This window comes from Pseudomonas sp. B707 (genome assembly GCF_022496685.1).
Taxonomy (GTDB): Bacteria; Pseudomonadota; Gammaproteobacteria; order Pseudomonadales; family Pseudomonadaceae; genus Aquipseudomonas; species Aquipseudomonas paraglycinae.
Window position 1 is genome coordinate 210863 of the sequence record NZ_WTVE01000026.1, and the last position, 22263, is coordinate 233125.

Consider the following 22263-nt stretch of genomic DNA (forward strand, 5'->3'; position numbering starts at 1 on the left):
GTCAGATATCCAGAGGTCGGTTGGCAGCCTGAATCGCGGTCAGGGCGATGGTGTAGACGATGTCGTCGACCTGCGCGCCGCGCGGCAGATCGTTCACCGGTTTGCGCAGGCCTTGCAGCATCGGGCCGAGGCTGACGCAATCGGCACTGCGCTGCACGGCTTTGTGGGTGGTGTTGCCGGTGTTGAGGTCGGGGAACACGAACACCGTGGCGCGACCGGCCACCTGGCTGTTCGGCGCCAGTTGCCGGGCCACGGTTTCGTTGGCGGCGGCGTCGTACTGCAACGGCCCGTCAATCAGCAGCGAGTGCTGTTGTTCGTGGGCGAGCAGGGTGGCTTCACGGACCTTCTCGACTTCCTCGCCAGTGGCGGATTCGCCGCTGGAGTAGCTGATCATCGCCACGCGCGGGGTGATGCCAAAGGCGGCAGCCGAGTCGGCGCTTTGCAGGGCGATTTCGGCCAGTTCGCTGGCGCTCGGGTGCGGGTTCATCACGCAGTCGCCGTAGACCAGCACTTCCTCGGGGAACAGCATGAAGAACACCGACGACACCAGCGTGCAGCCCGGCGCGGTCTTGATCAGTTGAAGCGCCGGGCGGATGGTGTTGGCGGTGGTGTTGATGATGCCGGAGACCAAGCCGTCGACTTCATCCAGCGCGAGCATCATGGTGCCGATCACCACGGTGTCTTCCAGTTGCTGCTCGGCCATCGGCGCGTTGAGGCTTTTGCTCTTGCGCAGGGCGACCATCGGTTCGACGTAGCGTTCGCGGATCAGGTCCGGGTCGAGGATTTCCAGCCCCGGCGGCAGCGTGATGCCCTGGGCTCTGGCCACGGCTTCAACGTCTGCCGGTTTGGCCAGCAGCACGCAACGGGCAATCCCGCGTTCCTGACAGATCGCCGCCGCTTGCACGGTGAACGGCTCGCTGCCTTCGGGCAGGACGATGCGTTTGTTGGCGGCCTGGGCGCGTTGAATCAATTGATAACGGAACACCGCCGGCGACAGGCGCATTTCCCGTGGCGTACCGCAGCGCTGGTGCAGCCAGTTGGCGTCCAGATGGCTGGCGACGAAATCGGTGATGATCTCCGCACGTTCGCGGTCATCGACGGGGATTTCCTTGTTCAGGCCGTTGAGCAGGTTGGCCGTGTCGTAGGAGCCGGTGCTCACCGACAGCACTGGCAAACCGGCCTGCAAAGCACCACGGCACAAGTCCATGATGCGTGGGTCGGGCAGGGTGTCGCTGGTCAGCAACAGGCCGGCCAGCGGCACGCCGTTGATAGCGGCGAGACTGACGGCGAGGATGATGTCGTCGCGATCGCCGGGGGTCACCACCAGCACGCCGGGCTTGAGCAGGTCCACGGTGTTGCGCATCGTGCGTGCGCAAATGATGGTCTTGGTCATGCGCCGGGTTTCGTAGTCGCCGGCGTTGAGCACCTGGGCGCCCATCAGGTCGGCGACGTCGCGGGTGCGCGGGGCGTTGAGTTCGGGCTGGAACGGAATGCAGCCGAGCAGACGGAAATCACCGGTGCGCAGCAACGGAGAATGCTCTTTCAGACGCGCGGCGAAGGCGTCCATGCTTTCGTCGGTCTTGACCTTGTTGAGGATCACGCCGAGGACTTTCGGGTCTTTCGGTCCACCGAACAGTTGCGCCTGCAACTCGACGCGGCCGGACAGTTCGGTCAGCACTTCGTTTTCCGGGGCCGAGACCAGAATCACCTCGGCATCCAGGCTCTTGGCCAGGTGCAGGTTGACCCGCGCGGCGTAGCTGGCGCTGCGGGTCGGCACCATGCCTTCGACGACCAGCACGTCTTTGCCGATGGCGGCCTGCTGGTAGAGGGTGATGATTTCTTCGAGCAACTCGTCGAGCTGGCCGTCGCCGAGCATCCGCTCGACGTGGGCCAGGCCCAGTGGCTGCGGCGGTTTCAGGCCGTGGGTGCGGGCCACCAGTTCGGTGGAGCGCTCAGGGCCGGTGTCGCCCGGATGCGGCTGGGCGATCGGTTTGAAGAAGCCGACTTTCAGCCCGGCCCGCTCCAGCGTGCGCACCAGCCCGAGGCTGATGGAGGTCAGACCCACACCAAAATCGGTGGGCGCGATAAAAAAAGTTTGCATGCGGATTCTCTAAGGGTGCATGGCAATGGCGATCGCCTCTGTGTGCCGATCTGCCGAATTTCAGTCGCCAAGGTTATCGCTAACCGAGCCTTGAGCGCACCAACCGCAAGCAAAGGGTTGGCCTATTTTTTCAATACGTTGCATTGCGTCCAGCACCCATGCTCTCGACTGCCACGGCGGCTGGTGGCGCAGGTGCTGGGTGTGGCCGCAGGACAGTTCGGCGACCCAGTGGCCGTCCTCGTCCTGATGGAATCCGGTGACGGTCACGGGCGCCAATCGATCCCGTCTGTCCGGGTTCTGTTCGCTTTCGGGCAAATCCTTGTTTAGACTTGTCCGTTCTTCATTCTTATGCAAAAGGTCTCGCCCCATGCTGATCGCCGCCAATAAGGCTGTCTCCATCGACTATACCCTGACCAACGACGCTGGTGAGGTCATCGACAGCTCCGCCGGCGGCGCTCCGCTGGTCTACCTGCATGGCGCAGGCAACATCATCCCGGGCCTGGAAAAAGCCCTGGAAGGTAAAGAAGTCGGTAACGATCTGGAAGTGTCCGTCGAGCCGGAAGATGCCTACGGCGAATACGCCGCTGAACTGGTCAGCACCCTGAGCCGCAGCATGTTCGAAGGCGTTGACGAGCTGGAAGTCGGCATGCAGTTCCACGCTTCGGCGCCGGACGGCCAGATGCAGATCGTCACCATCCGTGACCTGGACGGCGACGACGTCACTGTCGACGGCAACCATCCGCTGGCCGGTCAGCGCCTGAACTTCAAAGTGAAGGTCGTTGCCATCCGTGACGCCAGCCAGGAAGAAATCGCTCATGGTCACGTCCATGGCGAAGGTGGCCATCACCACTGATTTTCTGCGCTAAGCTTCGAGTACTGGAGAGGCGCCCGAGGGCGCCTTTTTAGTCCGCGGCTGTCCTTGGTGGCCTCGCCAAGTGGCTGTTTCGAGTAGAAAACGGGAATCTGGAGTTCGTCATGAGTGCTTTTCACGACCTTAAGTTGACAGCCCTGGATGGTCAGGAGCTACCGCTGGCACCCTTCAAGGGCCAAGTCGTGCTGGTGGTCAACGTCGCCTCCAAATGCGGCTTGACCCCACAGTACGCGGCGCTGGAAAACCTTTATCAGCAATACAAAGGCAAAGGCTTCAGTGTGCTGGGCCTGCCGTGCAACCAGTTTGCCGGTCAGGAACCGGGCAGTGAGCAGGAGATCCAGGAATTCTGCAGCCTCAACTATGGCGTGAGTTTTCCGTTGTCGAAAAAGCTCGAAGTCAACGGTCACGATCGTCATCAGCTCTACCGCCTGCTGGCGGGCGAGGGCGCGGAGTTTCCCGGTGACATCACCTGGAATTTCGAGAAATTCCTGCTCGGCAAGGACGGTCGGGTACTGGCCCGATTCTCGCCGCGCACGGCGCCGGATGATCCTTCGGTGATTACGGCGATTGAAAAAGCCCTGAGCTGAAACACAAAAATCGCAGCCCTCGCGCTGCGATTTTTTTCGCCTGCCTTTTGACCCTTAATCATTCAGATCAATAGTGCTATCGCACGGTTGGAACTCCGCATATTATCGCCGTCATATGAATCGCATGCCCGTCGATCAATTTTTCGTGGAGCCTCCCATGCCCGTGCAAGCCCTGTTCAAACCGTTCCAGCTCGGTGCCCTCGAACTGCCGACCCGCGTGGTCATGGCGCCGATGACCCGTTCGTTTTCTCCAGGCGGTGTGCCCAATTCCAAAGTGATCGAGTACTACCGTCGTCGCGCGGCGGCCGGTGTCGGCCTGATCATCACCGAAGGCACCACCGTCGGCCACCAGGCTTCCAACGGTTACCCGAACGTGCCGCACTTCTACGGTGAAGCCGCGCTGGCCGGCTGGAAGAAAGTCGTGGATGCGGTGCACGCCGAAGGCGGCAAGATTGTTCCGCAACTGTGGCACGTCGGCAATGTGCGCCGTCTGGGCACCGAGCCGGATGCGAGCGTGCCGGGTTACGGCCCGTCGGAAAAACTCAAGGACGGTCAGGTCGTGGTGCACGGCATGACCAAACAGGACATCCAGGATGTAATCGCCGCGTTCGCTCAAGCCGCCAAAGATGCCCAAAGCATCGGCATGGACGGCGTGGAAATCCACGGCGCCCACGGTTACCTGATCGACCAGTTCTTCTGGGAAGGCAGCAACCAGCGCACCGACGAATACGGTGGCAGCCTGGCCAACCGTTCGCGTTTCGCCATCGAGCTGATTCAGGCTGTGCGTGCGGCGGTGGGCGAAGGTTTCCCGATCATCTTCCGCTTCTCGCAGTGGAAACAGCAGGACTACACCGCGCGTCTGGTGCAAACCGCCGAAGCGCTGGGTGAATTCCTCAAGCCGTTGTCCGACGCTGGCGTGGACATTTTCCATTGCTCGACGCGCCGTTTCTGGGAGCCGGAATTCGACGGTTCCGACCTGAACCTGGCCGGCTGGACACGCAAGCTGACCGGCAAACCGACCATCACCGTCGGCAGCGTCGGCCTCGATGGCGAGTTCCTGCAGTTCATGGTCAACACTGACAAGGTCGCGCAACCGGCCAGTCTGGAAAAACTGCTGGAGCGTCTGAACAACGACGAGTTCGATCTGGTGGCGGTGGGGCGTGCGCTGCTGGTCGATCCGGACTGGGCGCAGAAAGTGCGCGAAGGCCGCGAGCAGGACATTCTGCCGTTCAGCCGTGAGGCGTTGATGACGCTGGTTTGATCGCCGTGGGCGGCTTGTCGCGCAGGTCGCGGCAAGCCCCCAGCAAATGGTTTTCAAACTGTTCGACGATAGCCGCCCAACCCTGGCGGCTGGCGTGTTGGCGTGCGTTCAGGCGTACGCAGCGCAACCTTTCGTCTTCTTCCAGCAGCCACGCCGCTGCCTCGCAGAACGCCTCTTCATCCCCGGGCATCGCCAGCACGCCGTTGTAGCCATGGCGAATATGCTGGGCCGCCGCGGCCTGATCGTAAGCCACCACCCCAAGGCCTGAGGCCAGCGCTTCCAGCACGACGTTGCCGAAGGTTTCGGTCAGGCTCGGAAACAGAAACACATCCCCCGACGCATAGTGCGCTGCCAGTGCTTCGCCCCGTTGCGAGCCGCAGAAAATCGCCTCGGGCAGTTCCTTCTCCAGTGCCATTCGTTGCGGTCCGTCGCCGACCACGATCAGCTTCAGGTTGCGTTGTGGATACGTGCCGGCGAGCTTTTCGAAACTGCGCTTGAGCAGGCCGAGGTTTTTCTCCGGTGCCAGGCGTCCTACGTGAATGACAGCAATGTCCTGCTCGCCAAGACCCCATTGCTCACGCAAGGCATTCAGGCGTTTGGCCGGGTGAAACAACTGACTGTCGACACCCCGCGACAGCAGCGCCAGGCGTTCGAAGTGCCGACGCTCCAGCTCCAGACGCTGGCTTACGCTAGGCACCAGGGTCATGGCCGAACGATTGTGAAACCAGCGCAGATAGTGGGTGAGCAAGCGCGTCAGCAAACCGAGCCCGTACTGTTGGGTGTATTGCTGAAAGTTGGTATGAAAGCCGCTGACCACGGCAATCCCCAGACGGCGCGCCGCGCGCAAGGCCGACAGCCCGAGCGGACCTTCGGTGGCGATGTAGAGCACGTCCGGGCGCTGGCGCGTCCAGCGCCGCAGCAACTTGTGCATCGACGACTGGCCCCATTGCAACCCCGGATAACCCGGCAACGGCCAGCCCCGGCAGAGCAGCAGCGATTCATCTTCACTGCGCTGCGGATCGTCCGCCTGACGCGGTCGCACCAGTTCCACCCGATGCCCGCGTGCGCGCAAACCGTCGCACAAGCGGCCAAGGGTATTGGCCACGCCGTTGATTTCCGGTGGGAAAGTTTCGCTGATGAGGGTGATATGTAGAGCTGTCGTCATGACCTCAGTGTCGGCTGAGGCCATGTCGTGGTTGTGACGTTCGGATGATGGATTTGTGACGCGGCCTCAGCGTTGCGTCACAAGATTCTCGGCACCCCGTTCGCGGACCCAGAACAGTGTCGCGCCAGCCACGGCGGCCGGCATCATCAGGATGTTGACCACCGGAATCAGCAACACCAGATAAACGATCCCGCCAAAGCTCATGCTCTGCCAGCGCTTCTGGCGCAGCCAGGCGAGCATTTCGTTCCAGCCCAGCTTGTGGTTGTCCGCCGGGTAGTCGATGTACTGGATCGCCATCATCCACACCCCGAACAACAGCCACAGCGGTGCGGCGACGATGTTCACCACCGGGATGAACGAGAGGATGAACAGGCCGATCGCCCGGGGCAGGAAGTAACCGAGCTTGCGCATTTCCCGGGCCAGGGTGCGCGGGATCATGGCGATCAGTTCGCCCCAGCTGAAGGCCGGGAAGTCGTCGGTGCCGCGCACTACCACTTCGACTTTTTCCGCGAGGAAACCGTTGAACGGTGCGGCGATCACGTTGGCCAGCATGGTGAAGGTGAAAAACACCATCAACGCCACCAGCACCACAAACAGCGGCCACAGGATGTAGCTGAGGAAACTCAGCCACTCGGGCAGCGACGGCATCAGCGTGTCGACCCACAGGCTGAACTGGTGGCCGGCCAGATAGATCAATCCGACGAACAGCACCAGGTTGATGGCCAGCGGCAGCAGTACGAACAAGCGCAGGCCAGGGCTCAAGACCAGTTTGAGGCCTTCGCGCAGGTATTGCGGGCCGGACAGAACAGGGGCGGGCATAAGGTGCTCCGAACAAGGGAAAACGCGCCGACCTTACCGACTTTGCAGAACCTGTGAAAGCGCGGTGGCGGGATGGACATTCACTGTAACAAAGACGTCCATCTCGTCAGTACGTGGGCATAGAGACCACCTATGAGCTGGATTGTTAAACCGTATTTCCTTAATCTTGCCCCCCTCGATACGCTGCACCCAACTTTTTACAGGACTGTCGAGCTCATGCCTTCCCCAAGGTTATCCACAGTCCTTTTTTATTCCCGCCGGCAGTCCGGCGTCCGGCCAGGTATCTTGGCCGGTCAACAGGAGCAGGTTCATGTCTGAAGTCCGTCATTCGCGAGTGATCATCCTCGGTTCCGGCCCTGCCGGTTACAGCGCTGCCGTCTACGCTGCCCGTGCCAACCTCAAGCCGCTGCTGATCACCGGCATGCAGGCCGGCGGTCAACTGACCACCACCACCGAAGTCGACAACTGGCCGGGCGACGTCCACGGTCTGACCGGCCCGGTGCTGATGGAGCGCATGCGCGAGCACGCCGAGCGTTTTGAAACCGAGATCGTCTTCGATCACATCAACGCCGTGGACTTCGCTTCCAAGCCATACAGCCTGACCGGCGACAGCGGCACCTACACCTGCGACGCGCTGATCATCGCCACCGGCGCCAGCGCTCGTTACCTGGGCCTGCCGTCGGAAGAAGCGTTCATGGGCAAAGGCGTTTCGGCTTGCGCGACCTGCGACGGTTTCTTCTATCGCAACAAGCCGGTGGCCGTGGTCGGTGGCGGCAACACCGCTGTCGAAGAAGCCCTGTACCTGGCCAACATCGCCAGCAAGGTCACCCTGATCCACCGTCGCGAAACCTTTCGCGCCGAGAAGATCCTGATCGACAAGCTCAACGCCCGTGTGGCCGAAGGCAAGATCGAGCTGAAACTGAACGCGACCCTGGACGAAGTGCTGGGCGACAACATGGGCGTGACCGGCGCGCGTCTGAAGAACAACGACGGCAGCTTCGACGAAATCAAGGTCGACGGCGTGTTCATCGCGATCGGCCACACCCCGAACACCTCGCTGTTCGAAGGTCAGCTGGAGCTGAAGGACGGCTACCTCGTGGTTCAGGGCGGCCGTGAAGGCAACGCCACCGCGACCAGCGTCGAAGGCATCTTCGCTGCCGGCGACGTGGCCGACCACGTTTACCGTCAGGCCATCACCTCGGCCGGCGCCGGTTGCATGGCGGCACTGGACACGGAGCGTTACCTGGACGATCTGCAGAACGTTTCGTTCTAAGAACGCAGACACAAAAAACCGGCCAATTGGCCGGTTTTTTCATGCCCATTATTCACAGGCACCACGACAATGATCGTTCCCACGCTCTGTGTCGGAATGCCTCATCTGGACGCTCTGCGTCCTTGGGACGCGGAGCGTCCCCGGCTGCATTCCCACGCGGAGCGTGGGAACGATCTGACAGGGATAGTGTTGTGTCGGGATTCAGCGGCGGGTCAGCGGTTGCGCTTCGAACTTCACGCCCGCCAGACCGTGCTGGATCAGCGCACGGATATTGCCGTGATCGCTGCCTTCAGGCGTTGCCACGACCGAGCGGTAGTGTTCGCCGAACGCCAGCAGCGCTTCTTCGTCGCTCAAGCCTTCCAGTAGCGCCAGACCCAAAGTCTTGCACGAACCTTCGTTCTGCCCGGCCGCGTTTTCCACGCCGCCGTTGTTGAACGCCTGAGGCTGGTAGTCGTAACCAGCGGCGATGAACGACAGGGTGTCGGCAAAAACGTGTTCGCCGCTCTTGAGGCTGGCGCGCAGGGTGTTCAGATCACTCATTGGGTTTTCCTTTGGCGAACGCCGCTTGCTGTTCGGCGCTGGCTTCTTGCTGATATTGGGCTTTCCAGTCGGCGTACGGCATGCCGTAAACCACTTCACGGGCATCGTCGAGGCTGACCTCGATCCGGCGCTCGTCGGCCTCGGCCTTGTACCACTTGGACAGGCAGTTGCGGCAGAACCCGGCGAGGTTCATCAGGTCGATGTTCTGCACGTCCTTGCGGCTGTCCAGGTGGGCGACCAGCCGGCGGAAGGCGGCGGCTTCGAGTTCGAGGCGTTGTTGCTCGGTCATGATGGGCTCTGTGCAGTCAAATCGTGGCGCGGATGATAAAAGTCTGACGCCCGTAGCGCCAGACACGTTCAGCGGCTGGCGGCAAGGGTGATCGACACCGACTCGGCAAAACGCAAGGCATGCGGCTTGTCGACTTCGACTTCGGCGTACAGCACCGATTCGTTGGCCATCACCAGATCCAGCAGCTCCTGGGTCAGGCGTTCGAGCAGCGCGAAACGGTTGCCTTCCACATGCGCGATGATCGCCTTGGTGATGGTGCGGTAGTTCAGCGCGTGGTCGATGTCGTTGTCTCGCACCGCTTCCTGCGCGGCGTACAGGATGGTCAGGTTGATCAGCACATCCTGCTTGTTGAGGATTTCGTCCTCGTTGATCCCGATGAAGGTGCGCAGGCGCAGATCCTTGACCCGGATGCGCGCCATTCCCGGTTGAAGTTGTGGCATTTACTTGCTCCGTCCAATCAATTGCAGGAACTCCTGGCGGGTGTTGCTCGACTCGCGGAAGGCGCCGAGCATGACCGAGGTGTTCATGGTCGAATTCTGTTTCTCGACACCGCGCATCATCATGCACATGTGCCGGGCTTCGATGACTACCGCGACACCGGCGGCATCGGTGACTTGCCGGACCGCCTCGGCGATCTGGCGGGTGAGGTTTTCCTGGATCTGCAGGCGGCGGGCGAACATGTCCACCAGTCGCGCGATCTTCGACAACCCCAGCACCTTGCCCGTCGGAATATAAGCCACATGGGCCTTGCCGATGAAGGGCAGCAGGTGATGTTCGCACAACGAGTAAAGCTCGATGTCGGCGACGATGATCATCTCGTCGGTGTCGGAGGCAAACAGCGCGCCATTGACGATCTCGTCGACGCTCTGTTCATAGCCGTGACACAGATACTGCATGGCTTTGGCCGCCCGCACCGGCGTGTCGAGCAGTCCTTCGCGGTCAGGGTTTTCACCGAGACCGATCAGGATCTCGCGGTAATTCTCGGGCAGGGAACGGGTCATGGAGCATCCTCGCGGGGGCGTATTACTTGACGTGCCGCCCGCCGTTGACGGTCAGGGTCGTGCCGGTGACATACGGGTTGTCGAGCAGATAGCGCAGGCTCTGATAAATCACTTCGCTGCCGGGTTCGATGCCCAACGCGGACTTGGCCAGCGCCTTGGCGCGGTACGCCGCGTCGTCGTCGGGATTGAACAATAGCAGGGCTGGCGCGATGCCGTTGACCTTGATTGACGGCGCGTAGCGCGCGGCGAAGGACAGCGTGAGACTGTCGAGCCCGGCCTTGCTGGCGCAATAGCCGATGTGTTTGCTGCTGCCCTTGCGGGTGACGTCATCGCTGATGTGGATGATGTCGGCAGGACTCGAACGTTGCAGCAGTTCGGCGCAATGCAGGTTGATCAGGTACGGCGCCAGCATGTGGATGTTGAACATCCGGCTAAAGGCTTCGGCTTCGCCGTCACCGGTTTCCGCCAGCCATTCCGAGGCGTTGTGCACGATGGCGCGCAGGCTGTCGGTGTGGGTCTTCAGTTCGGTGATGAACGCGAGGATCGAGGCTTCACTGGAAAAGTCCGCGTGCAGCCCGAGGGCGCCCAGATCCCGCAATGCCTTCACACCCGGCCGTTCGCTGCGGTAGGTGAAGATCACCCGATGACCGTCTTCCAGCAGACGCTGCGCGCAATGCAGGCCGACCCGCTGGCCGGCGCCGGTGATGAGGATGGGAGCTGTGTGAGAAGTCATGTACGGCTCGCGTCGAAGTCAGAGCAAAAACTATAACAGCGACGCGAGCGACGGCTTCAGCGATTTTGCGTGGAGGGTGCGGCAGGCAGCGGGCGTGCAGGCGCCGGGTTGAGCCAGCCGGCCAGCAGGCGGGTCGACAGCGGAATGAAGAAGTAGACCATCAACGGGGTCAGGCAGAGCGTGCTGATGAAGACCCTCGTCAACAGGCTCATTTCCGCGAGCAGCGGGCCCAGCACGAAATTGAACAGCAGCGACACCGGGAAGAACGCCAGCCAGATCGCCACCGCTTGCTTCCAGCGAGGAGGACGTGCGCCAGCTGCACCGAACCAGCCTTCGATTCCGCTGACCCGATGTTCCGTCGGGTGAGCAAACAGATCGCTGCCACGAGCCAGCCAGGCGGTGCGCGATGCCGAGTGTTCCCAGGCGTGCAGGGTCTGTTCGTCGACGAAGCGGAAGATGATCTGGAATTCATCGTCGCCGGGAGGCGGGGCCAGTACGCCGGAGCCGAGGTAACCGGGGAAGTCGGTGGCCAGTTGTTCGCCTTCTCGCAACCAGGCAATCAGATCCTGATAACGACCATTGGCGACACGACGCGCGACCATCAGCGTGACGGGGGAAGTAGACATTGTGTATCTCCGTATTGCATTTGCGTCGCTCCGGGTAGGAGCTTCGCCTGACGCAGCGCCGGGGTAGAGGGCTGCGTTTTTCGACAAGCAAGGATTATTCCTGATTATCGTGACAAAACCAGAGACTTTCGTCTCATTTCGTCGGTTGAACCGGGGAGGGGCATCCGGAGTAGAATGGGATCCAACTTCGCCAACAAGGACGTGTCCGCCCAAATGCCTGTCATTACAGACGTTCGCCCTGCTTCGCAGGCATCTGTTGCGCTGGAGCGCGAGGAGCTTTTCCCGATTCGCGAAGTGTCGCGCGTGACCGGCGTGAACCCGGTCACGTTGCGCGCCTGGGAGCGTCGGTATGGTTTGATCGAGCCGACACGCACCGAAAGTGGGCATCGTTTGTATTCCATGACCGATATCGAGCGCGTTCGCAGCATCGTCGACTGGATCGATCGGGGTGTCGCCGTGAGCAAGATCGGCAAGATCCTCGCCAAGACCGAGCCGATGAAGGTGCTGGCCCACTTAATTCCCGATGACCTGGTGCAGGCTGACTACCTCCAGTGGCAGGAACAGGTCCGGCAGGCAGTCAGCTCGTTCGACGATCAGTTGCTCGACCGGGTCTACGGACAGATTTTCTCCTCCTATGCCTTGCCCGTAGCGTTTCAGGACATCCTGATGCCGCTGTGGCTGCAAATGCTCCAGCGTCAGGACGCGTTCGGGCAGACCAGCGAGTGGCTGTTCTTCGATGGTTTTCTGCGAGCGAAGGTGCTGCAGCGCATCGTCGTGCTGCGCGGCTCGCAACCGCGCAAGGTGATCGTCAGCGCGCTGGCCGGTCAATGTCGTGAGCTTGAGTTGCTGGTGGCGGCGCTGTTTCTCAGCGGCAATGACGCGGGCGTTCGTGTGCTCACCACCGGTCAGCCGTTCGATGAGCTGACGCTGGTGTGCGAAAAGACCAGGCCCCAGGCGCTGGTGCTGTTTTCCAATCACGCGCCGACCGCAGAGTTGCCGCGACGTCTGAATCGTCTGGCCTTGAGTCTGGATTGTCAGTTGATGCTGGCAGGCGATGCTGCCGATCTGGCGCAGGACAGCCTGGCCGGATCATCGGTTGGCTGTCTGGGCAACGAAGGGGCGACCATGCGCCAGCGCATGAATCAGTTCCTGGCAGGGACGCTGGATACCTGAGAATCAGGTGTGCAGGGCAGGGTGGGTCAGGCGATGCTGTTGCAGGATGAACTGGCGCAGACGCTCGGTTTCGTCGGCATCGCTCTGGCTTAGCTCGTAAGCATAAAAGCCGTTTTCGGTTTCCCGCTCGAACGTCCCGCGCAGGGAAATCCGCTCGTAGCCTGACGGGCTGAACCACAACGCAAAGTGCTTCGGCGGTTTGGTTTTGTTGCGCACTTCCAGCAACACACCCTTGTGCGAAACCTCGTGAACCCACAACGTTCCCGGCTGGCCCTTGGCATTTTCCAGTGCCACCGGCTCTTCCAGGGTCAGGCGCCATGGACGCACCATCGGCCCGTCTTCATAAATGCTCGGTACACCCAGGCGCAGGTGCAGGGCGTGGAACTCGTCTTCCACCAGATGCAGCGGGAAAGTCATCTGCTGATTTTCGAAGTTGGCCTGGATGGTGACTTGCTCATGGGCCGCCAGACGCGTGAGCAGATCACGGATCTGCGAACCACCATTGACCAGCAGGCTCGACGTCGCATCCCGCACATTGAGTTGCGGGTTGTGTTGCATGGTCTGGATGAAATCCAGCTCATCCTGGGTCAGGAGGGCGTCACGCTGCATGGCTAACTCGAAATGAATAATTACAAAGTCATTGGTGATTGTAGTTAATGACAATTAGTTCGCTGTTTTGTTTGCGCCGTTCGTCGCTTTCAGTTCTGCGAGTTCGGCTTCCAGCGCCGCAACCCGGGCTTCCAGTTGCACAACCCGCTGCTGGGCCTTGACCTGAACGGTGACGTCTTTTTGCACGCCCACGAAATAGGTCATTCCGTCATCGGCATTTTTAATCGTGGACAGGGACAGCTCGTTCCAGAACGGCGTGCCATCCTTGCGATAATTACGCAGGATTTCCCGGCATGAGCCGCCTTCTCTCAAAACCTCGCGAATTACCCCGAGACTGGCCTGGTCGCGATCCCCAGCCTGCAGGAAGCGACAGTCCTGATAGAGAATTTCCTCGCGGGTGTAGCCGGTCATTTTTTCGAAAGCCGGGTTCACGTAGATCAGGATGTTGTCCTGATCGCCTTCCTTTTCTGCCACCACGATCCCTTCGTTCGACGCGTTGATCACCATTTGCAGCAGACTGGCATTGATCATCTATGAAGCCTTACAAGGATTTCGGTGGCAGGCATTCTAGAAGATCGACCGGCGCTGTCTACTGGCCATCAGCGCTTATCGAGAGCCAATCGCAACAGAGCGCCGCTGGCTGTTACTATCGCCGCTCTTTTTTTCAGTTTCAGGATCAGATTGATGAAAGTCGCCATCCTCTCCGGCTCCGTGTACGGCACGGCCGAAGAAGTCGCTCGCCACGCTCAGAACCTGTTGAACGCCGCCGGTTTTGAAACCTTCTACAACGCCCGCGCCAGCCTCGCCGATCTCCAGGCGTTTGGCCCTGAAGCCTTGCTCGGCGTGACTTCGACCACCGGCATGGGTGAGCTGCCGGACAACCTGCAACCGTTGTATTCGGCGATTCGCGACCAATTGCCGGCGGCCTGGCGTGGTTTGCCTGGCGCGGTGATCGCCTTGGGTGACGCCAGTTACGGCGACACGTTCTGCGGCGGCGGCGAGCAATTGCGCGAGTTGTTCGGCGAACTGGGTGTGCGCGAAGTACAGGACATGCTGCGCATCGACGCCAGCGAAAGCGTTACCCCGGAAACCGACGCCGAGCCTTGGCTGGAACAGTTGATCGCCACGCTCAAGGGCTGATCCCGCGTTCACGCAACAGCGCCAGCCAGGCCTGTGCAGCCTTCGACAGATAGGCGCCCCGGCGCCAGATGAAAGCGATGTCCCAGCGCAAGTAATCCGGCGCGTTCAAGGTCAGGCGAACCACGCCTGGCCGCACCAGTCCGCGCGCCACCACGCTGGGCAGCAACACCACGCCTTGCCCGGCGGCGACCAGCGCCGCGAGAAAATCTGCCTGCCCGCTGCGCCCGCCTTCCTTCGGCGTGAAGCCCATCTGCTGGCACGCCTGAAGCAAACGATCGTTGAGCACGAAACTGCGCTGATACAGCAGGAACGGCGTATCGGCCAGTTCCTCCAGACCGATTTCACCTTTTGTAGCCAGTGGGTGATCCACCGGTAGCAGCGCATCGAGCGGTTCATCGCAGAACGGCTGAAAGTCGAACTGCGGATCTTTCGGCAGCAGGCTGCCGCCCAACTCCAGCTCCCCGCTGAGCACCGCCTGTTCGATATTGCGACTGCCGCCTTCAAGCAACTGCACGCTGATGTTCGGGTAACGCCGTCGGTATTCGGCGAACAGCCCGGCAAACAATGCATCGCTACCGAGCAATGGCAGCCCGAGACGTAGCTCGCCGCGTGCCAGATGGCTGAGATCATCCAGTTCGCTGAGCAATTCATTGCGCAACCGCAGCATGCCTTCTGCCCGTTGCAGCACCACGCTGCCGGCGGCGGTCAGGCGTATTTGCGAACCCAGCCGTTCGAGCAATGGGGTGCCGAGACTCTGTTCGAGCTGGGCGATCTGCTTGCTCACGGCGGACTGACTGATGTGCAGGGTCTTCGCGGCTTGGGTGAAGCCGCCTTGGTGCATCACTTCGACGAAGCTTTTGAGCTGTTTGAATTCCATGGCCTGATTCCATATTGGAATGGCTTTGAGTCTAACAATTCGCTTCGGAGATGGCAGTCGGGTTCGTAAAATAGGCACCTGAAAGGAGCCCACCGATGAAAGCCTCGACCGTTAAATACTTCTCCCGCCTGCTGTCCGAACTGGCCGTGCTGCTCGCTCTCTACCTGCTCGGCTGCCAGATCGCAGCGTGGCTGGCCTGGCCGATTCCCGGCGGCGTGATCGGCATGGCCCTGTTGCTGCTGGGCTTTGCGCTTGGCTGGGTCAAACCGGCGGCGCTGCAAATGGGCGCAGGCTTGTTGATGGCGGAGATGCTGCTGTTCTTCATTCCGGCGCTGATGAGCCTGCTGGATTACGGCGCATTGCTGCGCGATGACGGCTGGCGGATTCTGCTGGTGATCGCCGCCAGTACGCTGATGGTGATGCTGGTGACCGCGTTCACCGTGGAGCTGGCCGTGCGCCTGAGGCGGTCCCATGAAGCTTGAGCTGATGCCGATGTTCTGGCTGGCATTCACGTTGCTGGCTTATCTGTTCAGTCGCTGGCTGTATCGCCGGACCGGGCGCTACTTGCTGTCGCCCCTGATTTTGGTCCCTGCGTTGCTGCTGGCGCTTGCCGTGCCGCTGCACACCGCTTACGCCGAATATTCGAGTAACACCCATTGGCTGATGCTGGTGCTCGGGCCGGTCACCGTGGCGTTTGCGGTGCCGATCTGGCAACAGCGACGCCTGCTGGTGCGGCATTGGTCGGCGTTGCTGTTGGGCATGCTGGCCGGCAGCGCCGCGTCGATCGGCACTTCGTTCGGCCTCGCGAAAGCGCTGGCGCTGGACAGTTCGGTGACGCTGTCGCTGGTGCCGCGTTCGATCACCACACCGTTCGCCATGCCGCTGGCGCAGGACCTGGGTGGCGTGCCGGAGCTGACAGCGGTGTTCGTGATGTTCACCGGAGTGTTCGGTGCCATGCTCGGCGGTGTGCTGCTCAAGTGGCTGCCGCTGCGCAGCGCCCTGGCGCGCGGGGCATTGTTCGGCGTCGGTGCGCACGGTGCCGGGGTCAGCCGGGCCCATGAAGTGGGCGGCGAGGAAGGTTCGGTGGCGGGGTTGGTGATGGTGCTGACGGGGTTGCTCAATCTGTTCGCCGCGCCTTTGTTGGCGTCGTTGCTTTGACATGGATCCAAGCTGTTTGCGTGGCTGACTCGTTCAGTCATCAAGCTGGCTGCCAATGCAACTACGCGGCCGTCCATGGCTGACTAGACTGCTGACACACGCAAAAACAATAAGAACGCAGAGGTGCATACAGTGAGCGTAGCCCCCGTCCCTTCGTCCGTGAACGTCAAAGACCAGGTCAGTGCCGCGGAATGGCAGACCCGGGTCGATCTGGCCGCCTGTTATCGTCTGGTTGCGCTGCATGGCTGGGACGATCTGATCTTCACCCACATTTCCGCCAAGGTGCCCGGCACCGAAGATTTCCTGATCAACCCGTTCGGCCTGATGTTCCATGAGATCACCGCCTCGAGTCTGGTGAAGGTCGACCAGGCCGGCAACAAACTCATGGACAGCCCTTACGAGATCAATCCCGCCGGTTACACGATCCACAGCGCCGTGCACGAAGTGCGGCACGACGTGGCCTGCGTGCTGCACACCCACACCGCTTCCGGTGTCGCGGTGTCGGCGCAGAAGCAGGGCGTGTTGCCGATCAGTCAGCAATCGCTGTTCGTGCTGTCGAGCCTGGCCTTTCATGCCTATGAAGGTGTGGCCCTGAACCATGAAGAGAAAGCGCGGTTGCAGGCGGATCTCGGTGACTGCAATTTCCTGATGCTGCACAACCATGGTCTGCTGACCTGTGGCGGCACCATCGCCGACACGTTCCTGATGATGTTCACCTTCCAGCGCGCCTGCGACATTCAGGTCATGGCGCAGACCGGCGGTGCCGAACTGATCGCCATCGAACCGCAGATTCTGGCAGGCGCCAAGGCGATGATCGCCGGCGTCACCAAAAGTGCTCAAGGCATGGGTGGCGCGCTGGCCTGGCCGGCGCTGCTGCGCAAACTCGATAAACAAGACCCGGGGTATAAACTCTAATGCCTCTCGCCGAGATCCCTCTGAGTGCCTGGCGCAAACGCAGCCAGACTTTTGTCTTCCATGGTCAGCCGATCCGCTACTGGACGGCCGGGCAGGGCGAACCGCTGCTGCTGATCCATGGCTTTCCGACGGCCAGTTGGGATTGGCATTACCTGTGGCAACCGCTGTCCCAGCGCTACCGGGTGATTGCCTGCGACATGCTCGGCTTCGGCGACTCGGCCAAACCCCTGAATCACACTTACAGCCTGCTGGAGCAGGCCGATCTGCAACAGGCTTTGCTGGCGCATCTGCAGGTCGAACAATCGGTGCACATTCTGGCCCACGACTACGGCGACAGCGTTGCCCAGGAACTGCTGGCCCGGCATTACGAAGACCTGATCGAGGTCGCCAGTTGCGTGTTCCTCAACGGCGGTCTGTTCCCGGAAACCCATCGGCCGCTGCTGACGCAAAAACTGTTGCTTAGCCCGTTGGGCTGGATGATCGGCCGGGCGTTTACCCGCGATGCGCTGGTAAAAAGTTTCCGGCAGATCTTCGGCCCGGACACCCGGCCCAGCGAAAGCGAGATGGATGATTTCTGGAGCCTGATCGAATGCAATCGCGGGCCGCGAGTCATGCACAAGCTGATCCACTACATTCCCGAGCGCAGGGTCCAGCGTGATCGCTGGGTCGCAGCGATGCAGCGCGGCGAGGTGCCGTTGCGGGTGATCGATGGCGAGGTCGATCCGATTTCCGGCGCGCACATGGTCGAGCGTTATCGCGAGCTGATTCCCGACGCGGACACCGTGCTGTTGCCGGGCATCGGCCACTACCCGCAAACCGAAGCGCCGGTGCAGGTGCTCAAGCACTACCTCGAATTTCGCGATCACTTCGTGTTGCCGCCGCGCAAGGTGGCGTGTTCCTGAGTTCGTGCCGCAGGCGCCGGGCGCCTCGGCACGTTTTCATCATCCCCCAGCCTTATCGCGCACCATTCAGCCCCAGCCGTGTTCGTTGTGACCGAACGCGTCGTGCCTGACACTCGGGGACACTGTCCCTCAGGTCTGCTGGAGTTGCCCCGATGAATGAGTCTGTGCGTTTCGAAGATAAAGTCGTGATCGTCACCGGAGCCGGTGGTGGCCTGGGACGCGCTCACGCTTTGCTGTTCGCCAAACAGGGCGCCAAAGTGCTGGTCAACGACCTCGGCGGTTCAACCCAGGGCGAAGGTGCCAACGCTTCGGCCGCTGATCGCGTGGTAGCGGAAATCCGCGAGGCCGGCGGCATCGCCGAAGCCAACCATGACTCGGTCACCGACGGCGACAAACTGGTGCAGAACGCGCTCGATGTGTTCGGCCGTGTCGATGTGGTGGTCAACAACGCCGGGATCCTGCGTGACAAGACCTTCCACAAAATGGAAGACGCCGACTGGGATCTGGTCTACCGCGTCCACGTCGAAGGCGCCTACAAAGTGACACGTGCCGCATGGCCGCACCTGCGTGAGCAAAATTATGGGCGAGTGATCTTCACCGCATCGACCTCGGGCATCTACGGAAACTTCGGCCAGTCCAATTACGGCATGGCCAAACTCGGTCTCTACGGCCTGACCCGTACCCTGGCCATCGAAGGTCGCAAGAACAACATCCTGGTCAACGCCATCGCCCCCACCGGCGGCACGCGCATGACCGAAGGCCTGATCCCGCCGCAAGTGTTCGAACAACTCAAACCGGAGCTGGTCAGCCCGCTGGTGGTGTACCTGGCCAGCGAACAATGCCAGGAAACTTCCGGCCTGTTCGAAGTCGGCGGCGGCTGGATGGGCAAGGTGCGCTGGGAGCGCAGCCTGGGTGCCGGGTTCGATCCTCGCGTCGGGTTTTCCCCGGAAGACGTCGCGGCGCACTGGCAGCAGATCTGTGATTTCGAAGGCGCGGCGCATCCGAAGGACAACATCGAAGCGCTGAAGGAAATGATGGGGAATCTGCAGAAGTATTCGTTGTAACCTGAAGTGGCCACTAGGTGAGAGCCTGGTGGCCGATTTGCCGATCAGGTGTATCTGTTTTCGATCATGAATTTTGGTGGGGACCAGTTCGGGCCTTTGATCGCCAGGCCGTGCTCTCCGAGAGCAAGTACCCCGGCGGCGAAGAGGCGGGAGTAGGCGTTTTCGAGTGCGCCATACTCTTTGAGGATGTCACGGTTATAGAGTCTGATCATCCTGTCCAGATGTGGATTTGCTTTGATCAACGCGAACACTGCAACGATGTCATCAAGGGACTCGTTTTTTACGATTTGTTCGACAGTATTCATTTCCACATCTCCTTCAACAACCTTTGGTATTCGAGTTCCACTTGTTCTGCGTCGGCGGCCAGCGCTTCAGGTGTGTACAGCAGCGAAGCATCGTCTTTGAGTTTGAAGTCTTCCAGCGTTGCTGTGTGAACATTGTTCCACACAGGAGAGTTCGGATCAGGTCGTTCGTTATCCCCATATCCCAAGGCTCTGAATCTTTCTAGCTCTCTCAACTCATGAGTGTAGAAGCGCTTGTCTGTATCCGTTATCTCAAGCTCTCCGCTGATGATTTTTTCCAGGCGATCAATCATTACCTTATTGGCGGCCGATTCAGGAAATCTTGAGATGTGTAGTCGCACAGTGCTTGCTCCTTCTGATGTTGCAGTTACAGGGGACCATTCCAAGTCAAGAATTGGTCCACCTGTTTCCTCGGGGTTAAACGCGCGGCCACTGTGCTCGCCACCTTCAACGCCTCCCTCATAGGGACTGCTGAAAACCACATACAACGGCGACAATCCGGACTCAGTTGGAAAGACCGTGATAAACCCGCCAAACCCATACCGATCCAGCTCGGGAAACGGATCGATCCGTCCCTCGTCTGGAACAACTTCAGCACCGTCGTAGACCGGAGGATCGTTATCGGCCAGCGGCAGGTGGGTCGAGGTATCTTGTGGCTGTACCAACGGCGTCCAGGTCAGCGTGGGGCCGTTGGTGTCGCTGGCGGTGGAAACGTAGACGTTTTTACTGGCGTCGAAGCGAGCGGCTCTCACGGGAACAGGGGCGGGGACTGTCACTCCGTCCGTCGTGACTACGACGAATTCGACTTTGTCGCCGATCGTCGACGAGCCCAGCCTGACCGGCAGATCGACTGTTCCCCCGACGGCCGCCACGTGATGAAGATCTTCATTCAGATCCGGTGCGAGGTCTGACAAGGGAACGCTGGCCGAATACAGGTCGCTGTTCCCTAGTTTTGAAGGGGCGAGCAACGCCGCGAACCCGACGATCACCGGTGCGGCAGCAGTGGAGATGGCAGCCAGCGCCAAAGAAACCGCCGTTTGCAGCGAAGTTCTGAGCGCCAGAGTCGTGGCCAGGTTGTTGCCAAAAACGCCGAGCGGGCCGGTAAAGGTGGGACCCAAAGCGGCCATCGAACCCGCATTGGCAAAGAGCGGAGGTTGTCCGGTTTTGGCGTTTTCGGCTTGCCGTTGCGCCTGCTCCCTGGCGATCTTGCGTGCTTTTTTTCGCTGTTTCTTTTGTGCTTTTCTCAGCGCTTTCTGCTGCTTTTCCCGACGTGTTTTTTCAGCCAGTTGCCGGCGTTCCTCTTCGCGGCGCTGAACTTCGGCTTGCGCTTGCAGGCGTGCCTGCTCGGCGGCGACTTGTCGCGCAGCGGCTGCGGCGGCGATTTGTGCCAGCTCATCCGCCAGCCTTTGCGCCTCGAGCAGCGCTGCAACGCGCGCCTGTTCACGCGCCTGAATTTCCTGCTGTTCTTTTTGCCGACGCGCAGTTTCTGCCAGTGCTGCGAGTCGTGCCTGTTCATTGATGCGCGCCAGTTCGGCCGCCGCTCTTTGCGCTTGCTGTTCAGCCGCTATTCGCTCTTGATCATTGGCCTGCACGGCGGCCAGCCATTTTTGTACTCCGACCTGTTGCTGGTTAAGTATGGCGATGGATTGCGTCAGCAACATCGCTTCGTGGGCGGCTCTGTACGAGGTCGCCCAAGCCTGCATGGCAAGACCACGAGGCCTGACGTTGCTATCCATGTTCTGCGCTTGTCGATAAAAAACATGGAAGTCCTTATTGAGTGGCGTCTCCCCAAAAAAGTGGTTAACAAGAATATTTTTTTGATGAAGTTGAGCGGTCTTTCTAGCAATAAGTGTGTGGCGTACTCCTAGCTCTCGAGTGATTGCTTGCGCGGGAGGAAGCGGATGGGTATTGCCTTCCAGACGTGTTGCGGCGAGTTCCTGCTCAATCGATTGCACCAGTTGTTGGTTCTGAGATTGAAAGTCCTGTTCAATCTTTAGTTTGGCAGCAGTGAACTCCCGCGAACTGGCTACAACGTTATGTGGGATGCCAAACGTGCCGCTATGGGGCAGAACAGGGGATGTCCCGCGAATGATGGGAATGTTTGGCGGTGCAATTGCTGTCGTATGGACAGCCTCTGTTAATACAAAGGGTGGAGGTTTCTGCATATTCATATCCTTTTGAATGTGCGTGTTGGCTCACTGGCAAAATGGTGCCGTTGAAAGCGGCGCCTGTGTCGCCAGCGAATGTTTGAGGTGCTTCAAGTTACAACAAAACTCTGGTTACAAAATCCGAGAGCTCCGTAAGTAATGGTGTTTCGTTTTGAAAGAGGGTTCCTGGGTTTTCAACGTTCAGGTCATATTTCTTTGGTGCAAGAGGAAATGTCCGACATTGTTTTCGAAGTTGTTCGAAAGATAGGGCGTTCGGCTTTTCAGCAGGCATAAAAAAGGCCGCTGCAAACGCAGCGGCCAAGGTAAGACGTTGGATCAAGGAGCTACAAATCAACGTCAGTGAACACCGGGGCGATGGATCGAAAAACGCTTCGATCGATCAGAAATCATTGCCAACGACTCGGTCGTGGACTTCGTGCTTACTGGCGGTCTGCCGTGAAAGCCGGCTCAGAATAAGGGCTGGCGCCTCAGGGAAAAATAGCGATTCCGGACATGCACTGTTACGGGGCATGTAACAGTGGCGCGCACCAGGGTCGTCATTATCCGTTGCGTTGATAGTGATCCATCCAGCCTGTTCATGGCGGGCGCAAACCCTTGTCGCAGGCGGGGATTCATCCTTTTGAGCGACAGTGTGAATACCTCCTTGGTGCGCTTATCGTCCCCGCGTGGCGGCAGTAGGGTGGGGCCTT

The 22263-nt window shown here is 60.3% G+C and carries 26 protein-coding genes; 11 read left to right on the forward strand and 15 right to left on the reverse strand.

From position 1 onward, the window contains the following. Position 1: 1 nt before the first annotated feature. Both pta and GQX66_RS15840 read right to left on the reverse strand, forming a co-directional pair. Entirely contained in the window at positions 2 to 2101 is a 2100-nt protein-coding gene (pta, locus tag GQX66_RS15835; RefSeq protein ID WP_011332488.1) for a phosphate acetyltransferase, read from the reverse strand. A gap of 60 nt (positions 2102 to 2161) precedes the next feature. Continuing rightward, a complete protein-coding gene (locus GQX66_RS15840) occupies positions 2162 to 2500 on the reverse strand; it encodes a DUF3565 domain-containing protein (RefSeq protein ID WP_085746941.1) in 339 nt (112 codons plus the stop codon). On the opposite strand from GQX66_RS15840, the gene GQX66_RS15845 reads away from it, so the two are divergent. The 3 genes from GQX66_RS15845 (at position 2469) to GQX66_RS15855 (ending at position 4820) form a co-directional block, all read left to right on the forward strand. Continuing rightward, positions 2469 to 2954, forward strand: a complete 486-nt coding sequence (locus tag GQX66_RS15845) for a peptidylprolyl isomerase (RefSeq protein ID WP_011332490.1) — start codon at positions 2469 to 2471, stop codon at positions 2952 to 2954. The genes GQX66_RS15840 and GQX66_RS15845 overlap by 32 nt on opposite strands. A 122-nt stretch (positions 2955 to 3076) precedes the next feature. Next, entirely contained in the window at positions 3077 to 3559 is a 483-nt protein-coding gene (locus tag GQX66_RS15850) for a glutathione peroxidase (protein WP_007959082.1), read from the forward strand. 157 nt (positions 3560 to 3716) lie between these two features. Beyond that, positions 3717 to 4820, forward strand: coding sequence for an NADH:flavin oxidoreductase (locus GQX66_RS15855; RefSeq protein ID WP_064600676.1), 1104 nt, complete (start codon positions 3717 to 3719; stop codon positions 4818 to 4820). Here GQX66_RS15855 and GQX66_RS15860 read toward each other — a convergent pair. Next, positions 4789 to 6009: a glycosyltransferase family 1 protein gene (locus tag GQX66_RS15860; RefSeq protein ID WP_240869984.1), complete on the reverse strand. Its 1221-nt coding sequence runs from the start codon at positions 6007 to 6009 to the stop codon at positions 4789 to 4791. The genes GQX66_RS15855 and GQX66_RS15860 overlap by 32 nt on opposite strands. Before the next feature lie 42 nt (positions 6010 to 6051). Further along, positions 6052 to 6804: a sulfate transporter CysZ gene (gene cysZ / locus GQX66_RS15865; RefSeq protein WP_011332493.1), complete on the reverse strand. Its 753-nt coding sequence runs from the start codon at positions 6802 to 6804 to the stop codon at positions 6052 to 6054. A gap of 310 nt (positions 6805 to 7114) precedes the next feature. On the opposite strand from cysZ, the gene trxB reads away from it, so the two are divergent. Next, entirely contained in the window at positions 7115 to 8077 is a 963-nt protein-coding gene (gene trxB / locus GQX66_RS15870) for a thioredoxin-disulfide reductase (protein WP_007957204.1), read from the forward strand. A 201-nt stretch (positions 8078 to 8278) separates the two neighbouring features. Here the strand turns inward: trxB and GQX66_RS15875 are convergent, their stop codons facing one another. From GQX66_RS15875 to GQX66_RS15900, 6 genes are all read right to left on the reverse strand, one after another. Then, the gene (locus GQX66_RS15875) at positions 8279 to 8617 is read right to left on the reverse strand and encodes a HopJ type III effector protein (protein ID WP_011332495.1); all 339 of its coding nucleotides are present in this window, start codon (positions 8615 to 8617) and stop codon (positions 8279 to 8281) included. Next, on the reverse strand, positions 8610 to 8906 hold the full coding sequence (locus GQX66_RS15880; protein ID WP_007957206.1) for a DUF1244 domain-containing protein: 297 nt from the start codon (positions 8904 to 8906) through the stop codon (positions 8610 to 8612). Before GQX66_RS15880 ends, GQX66_RS15875 begins: the two co-directional genes overlap by 8 nt. 68 nt (positions 8907 to 8974) lie before the next feature. Continuing rightward, positions 8975 to 9346, reverse strand: a complete 372-nt coding sequence (gene folX, locus GQX66_RS15885) for a dihydroneopterin triphosphate 2'-epimerase (protein WP_007957207.1) — start codon at positions 9344 to 9346, stop codon at positions 8975 to 8977. Further along, positions 9347 to 9907 (reverse strand): GTP cyclohydrolase I FolE, encoded by a 561-nt coding sequence (folE, locus tag GQX66_RS15890; RefSeq protein ID WP_085746944.1) that lies wholly within the window; start codon positions 9905 to 9907, stop codon positions 9347 to 9349. A gap of 22 nt (positions 9908 to 9929) precedes the next feature. Continuing rightward, complete coding sequence (gene folM / locus GQX66_RS15895) at positions 9930 to 10640, reverse strand: dihydromonapterin reductase (protein ID WP_134023599.1); 711 nt, start codon at positions 10638 to 10640, stop codon at positions 9930 to 9932. 56 nt (positions 10641 to 10696) lie between these two features. Next, positions 10697 to 11266, reverse strand: a complete 570-nt coding sequence (locus tag GQX66_RS15900; protein WP_085746946.1) for an antibiotic biosynthesis monooxygenase — start codon at positions 11264 to 11266, stop codon at positions 10697 to 10699. 213 nt (positions 11267 to 11479) lie between these two features. On the opposite strand from GQX66_RS15900, the gene GQX66_RS15905 reads away from it, so the two are divergent. Continuing rightward, positions 11480 to 12439, forward strand: a complete 960-nt coding sequence (locus GQX66_RS15905; protein WP_134023597.1) for a MerR family transcriptional regulator — start codon at positions 11480 to 11482, stop codon at positions 12437 to 12439. A gap of 3 nt (positions 12440 to 12442) precedes the next feature. On the opposite strand, the gene GQX66_RS15910 is transcribed toward GQX66_RS15905, so the two are convergent. Together GQX66_RS15910 and GQX66_RS15915 are read right to left on the reverse strand one after the other, a co-directional pair. After that, positions 12443 to 13048 carry a hypothetical protein gene (locus tag GQX66_RS15910; protein WP_085608095.1) on the reverse strand — a complete coding sequence of 202 codons (606 nt, stop codon included), beginning with the start codon at positions 13046 to 13048 and terminating at the stop codon, positions 12443 to 12445. Between the two features lie 54 nt (positions 13049 to 13102). Next, positions 13103 to 13579: a PAS domain-containing protein gene (locus GQX66_RS15915; protein WP_085746947.1), complete on the reverse strand. Its 477-nt coding sequence runs from the start codon at positions 13577 to 13579 to the stop codon at positions 13103 to 13105. Between the two features lie 153 nt (positions 13580 to 13732). Here GQX66_RS15915 and GQX66_RS15920 point away from each other — a divergent pair, with 153 nt between their 5' ends. Beyond that, positions 13733 to 14188, forward strand: a complete 456-nt coding sequence (locus GQX66_RS15920) for a flavodoxin (protein ID WP_102717155.1) — start codon at positions 13733 to 13735, stop codon at positions 14186 to 14188. Here the strand turns inward: GQX66_RS15920 and GQX66_RS15925 are convergent. Continuing rightward, entirely contained in the window at positions 14178 to 15065 is an 888-nt protein-coding gene (locus GQX66_RS15925; RefSeq protein ID WP_085746949.1) for a LysR family transcriptional regulator, read from the reverse strand. The genes GQX66_RS15920 and GQX66_RS15925 overlap by 11 nt on opposite strands. A 95-nt stretch (positions 15066 to 15160) precedes the next feature. Between GQX66_RS15925 and GQX66_RS15930 the strand changes: the two genes are divergently transcribed. From GQX66_RS15930 to GQX66_RS15950, 5 genes are all read left to right on the forward strand, one after another. Beyond that, positions 15161 to 15547 (forward strand): CidA/LrgA family protein, encoded by a 387-nt coding sequence (locus GQX66_RS15930; protein ID WP_085746950.1) that lies wholly within the window; start codon positions 15161 to 15163, stop codon positions 15545 to 15547. Next, positions 15537 to 16223: an LrgB family protein gene (locus GQX66_RS15935; RefSeq protein ID WP_085746951.1), complete on the forward strand. Its 687-nt coding sequence runs from the start codon at positions 15537 to 15539 to the stop codon at positions 16221 to 16223. Before GQX66_RS15930 ends, GQX66_RS15935 begins: the two co-directional genes overlap by 11 nt. A gap of 132 nt (positions 16224 to 16355) precedes the next feature. Then, the gene (locus GQX66_RS15940; RefSeq protein WP_085746952.1) at positions 16356 to 17138 is read left to right on the forward strand and encodes a class II aldolase/adducin family protein; all 783 of its coding nucleotides are present in this window, start codon (positions 16356 to 16358) and stop codon (positions 17136 to 17138) included. Then, positions 17138 to 18040 carry an alpha/beta hydrolase gene (locus GQX66_RS15945; protein WP_102717153.1) on the forward strand — a complete coding sequence of 301 codons (903 nt, stop codon included), beginning with the start codon at positions 17138 to 17140 and terminating at the stop codon, positions 18038 to 18040. The genes GQX66_RS15940 and GQX66_RS15945 overlap by 1 nt, the downstream gene beginning before the upstream one ends. Positions 18041 to 18192: 152 nt before the next feature. Beyond that, complete coding sequence (locus GQX66_RS15950) at positions 18193 to 19104, forward strand: SDR family oxidoreductase (RefSeq protein ID WP_011332507.1); 912 nt, start codon at positions 18193 to 18195, stop codon at positions 19102 to 19104. A 44-nt stretch (positions 19105 to 19148) separates the two neighbouring features. Here the strand turns inward: GQX66_RS15950 and GQX66_RS15955 are convergent, their stop codons facing one another. Then, on the reverse strand, positions 19149 to 19409 hold the full coding sequence (locus tag GQX66_RS15955) for a hypothetical protein (protein WP_007957240.1): 261 nt from the start codon (positions 19407 to 19409) through the stop codon (positions 19149 to 19151). Continuing rightward, a complete protein-coding gene (locus GQX66_RS15960) occupies positions 19406 to 21577 on the reverse strand; it encodes an S-type pyocin domain-containing protein (RefSeq protein WP_240869985.1) in 2172 nt (723 codons plus the stop codon). Before GQX66_RS15960 ends, GQX66_RS15955 begins: the two co-directional genes overlap by 4 nt. Positions 21578 to 22263 lie beyond the last annotated feature (686 nt).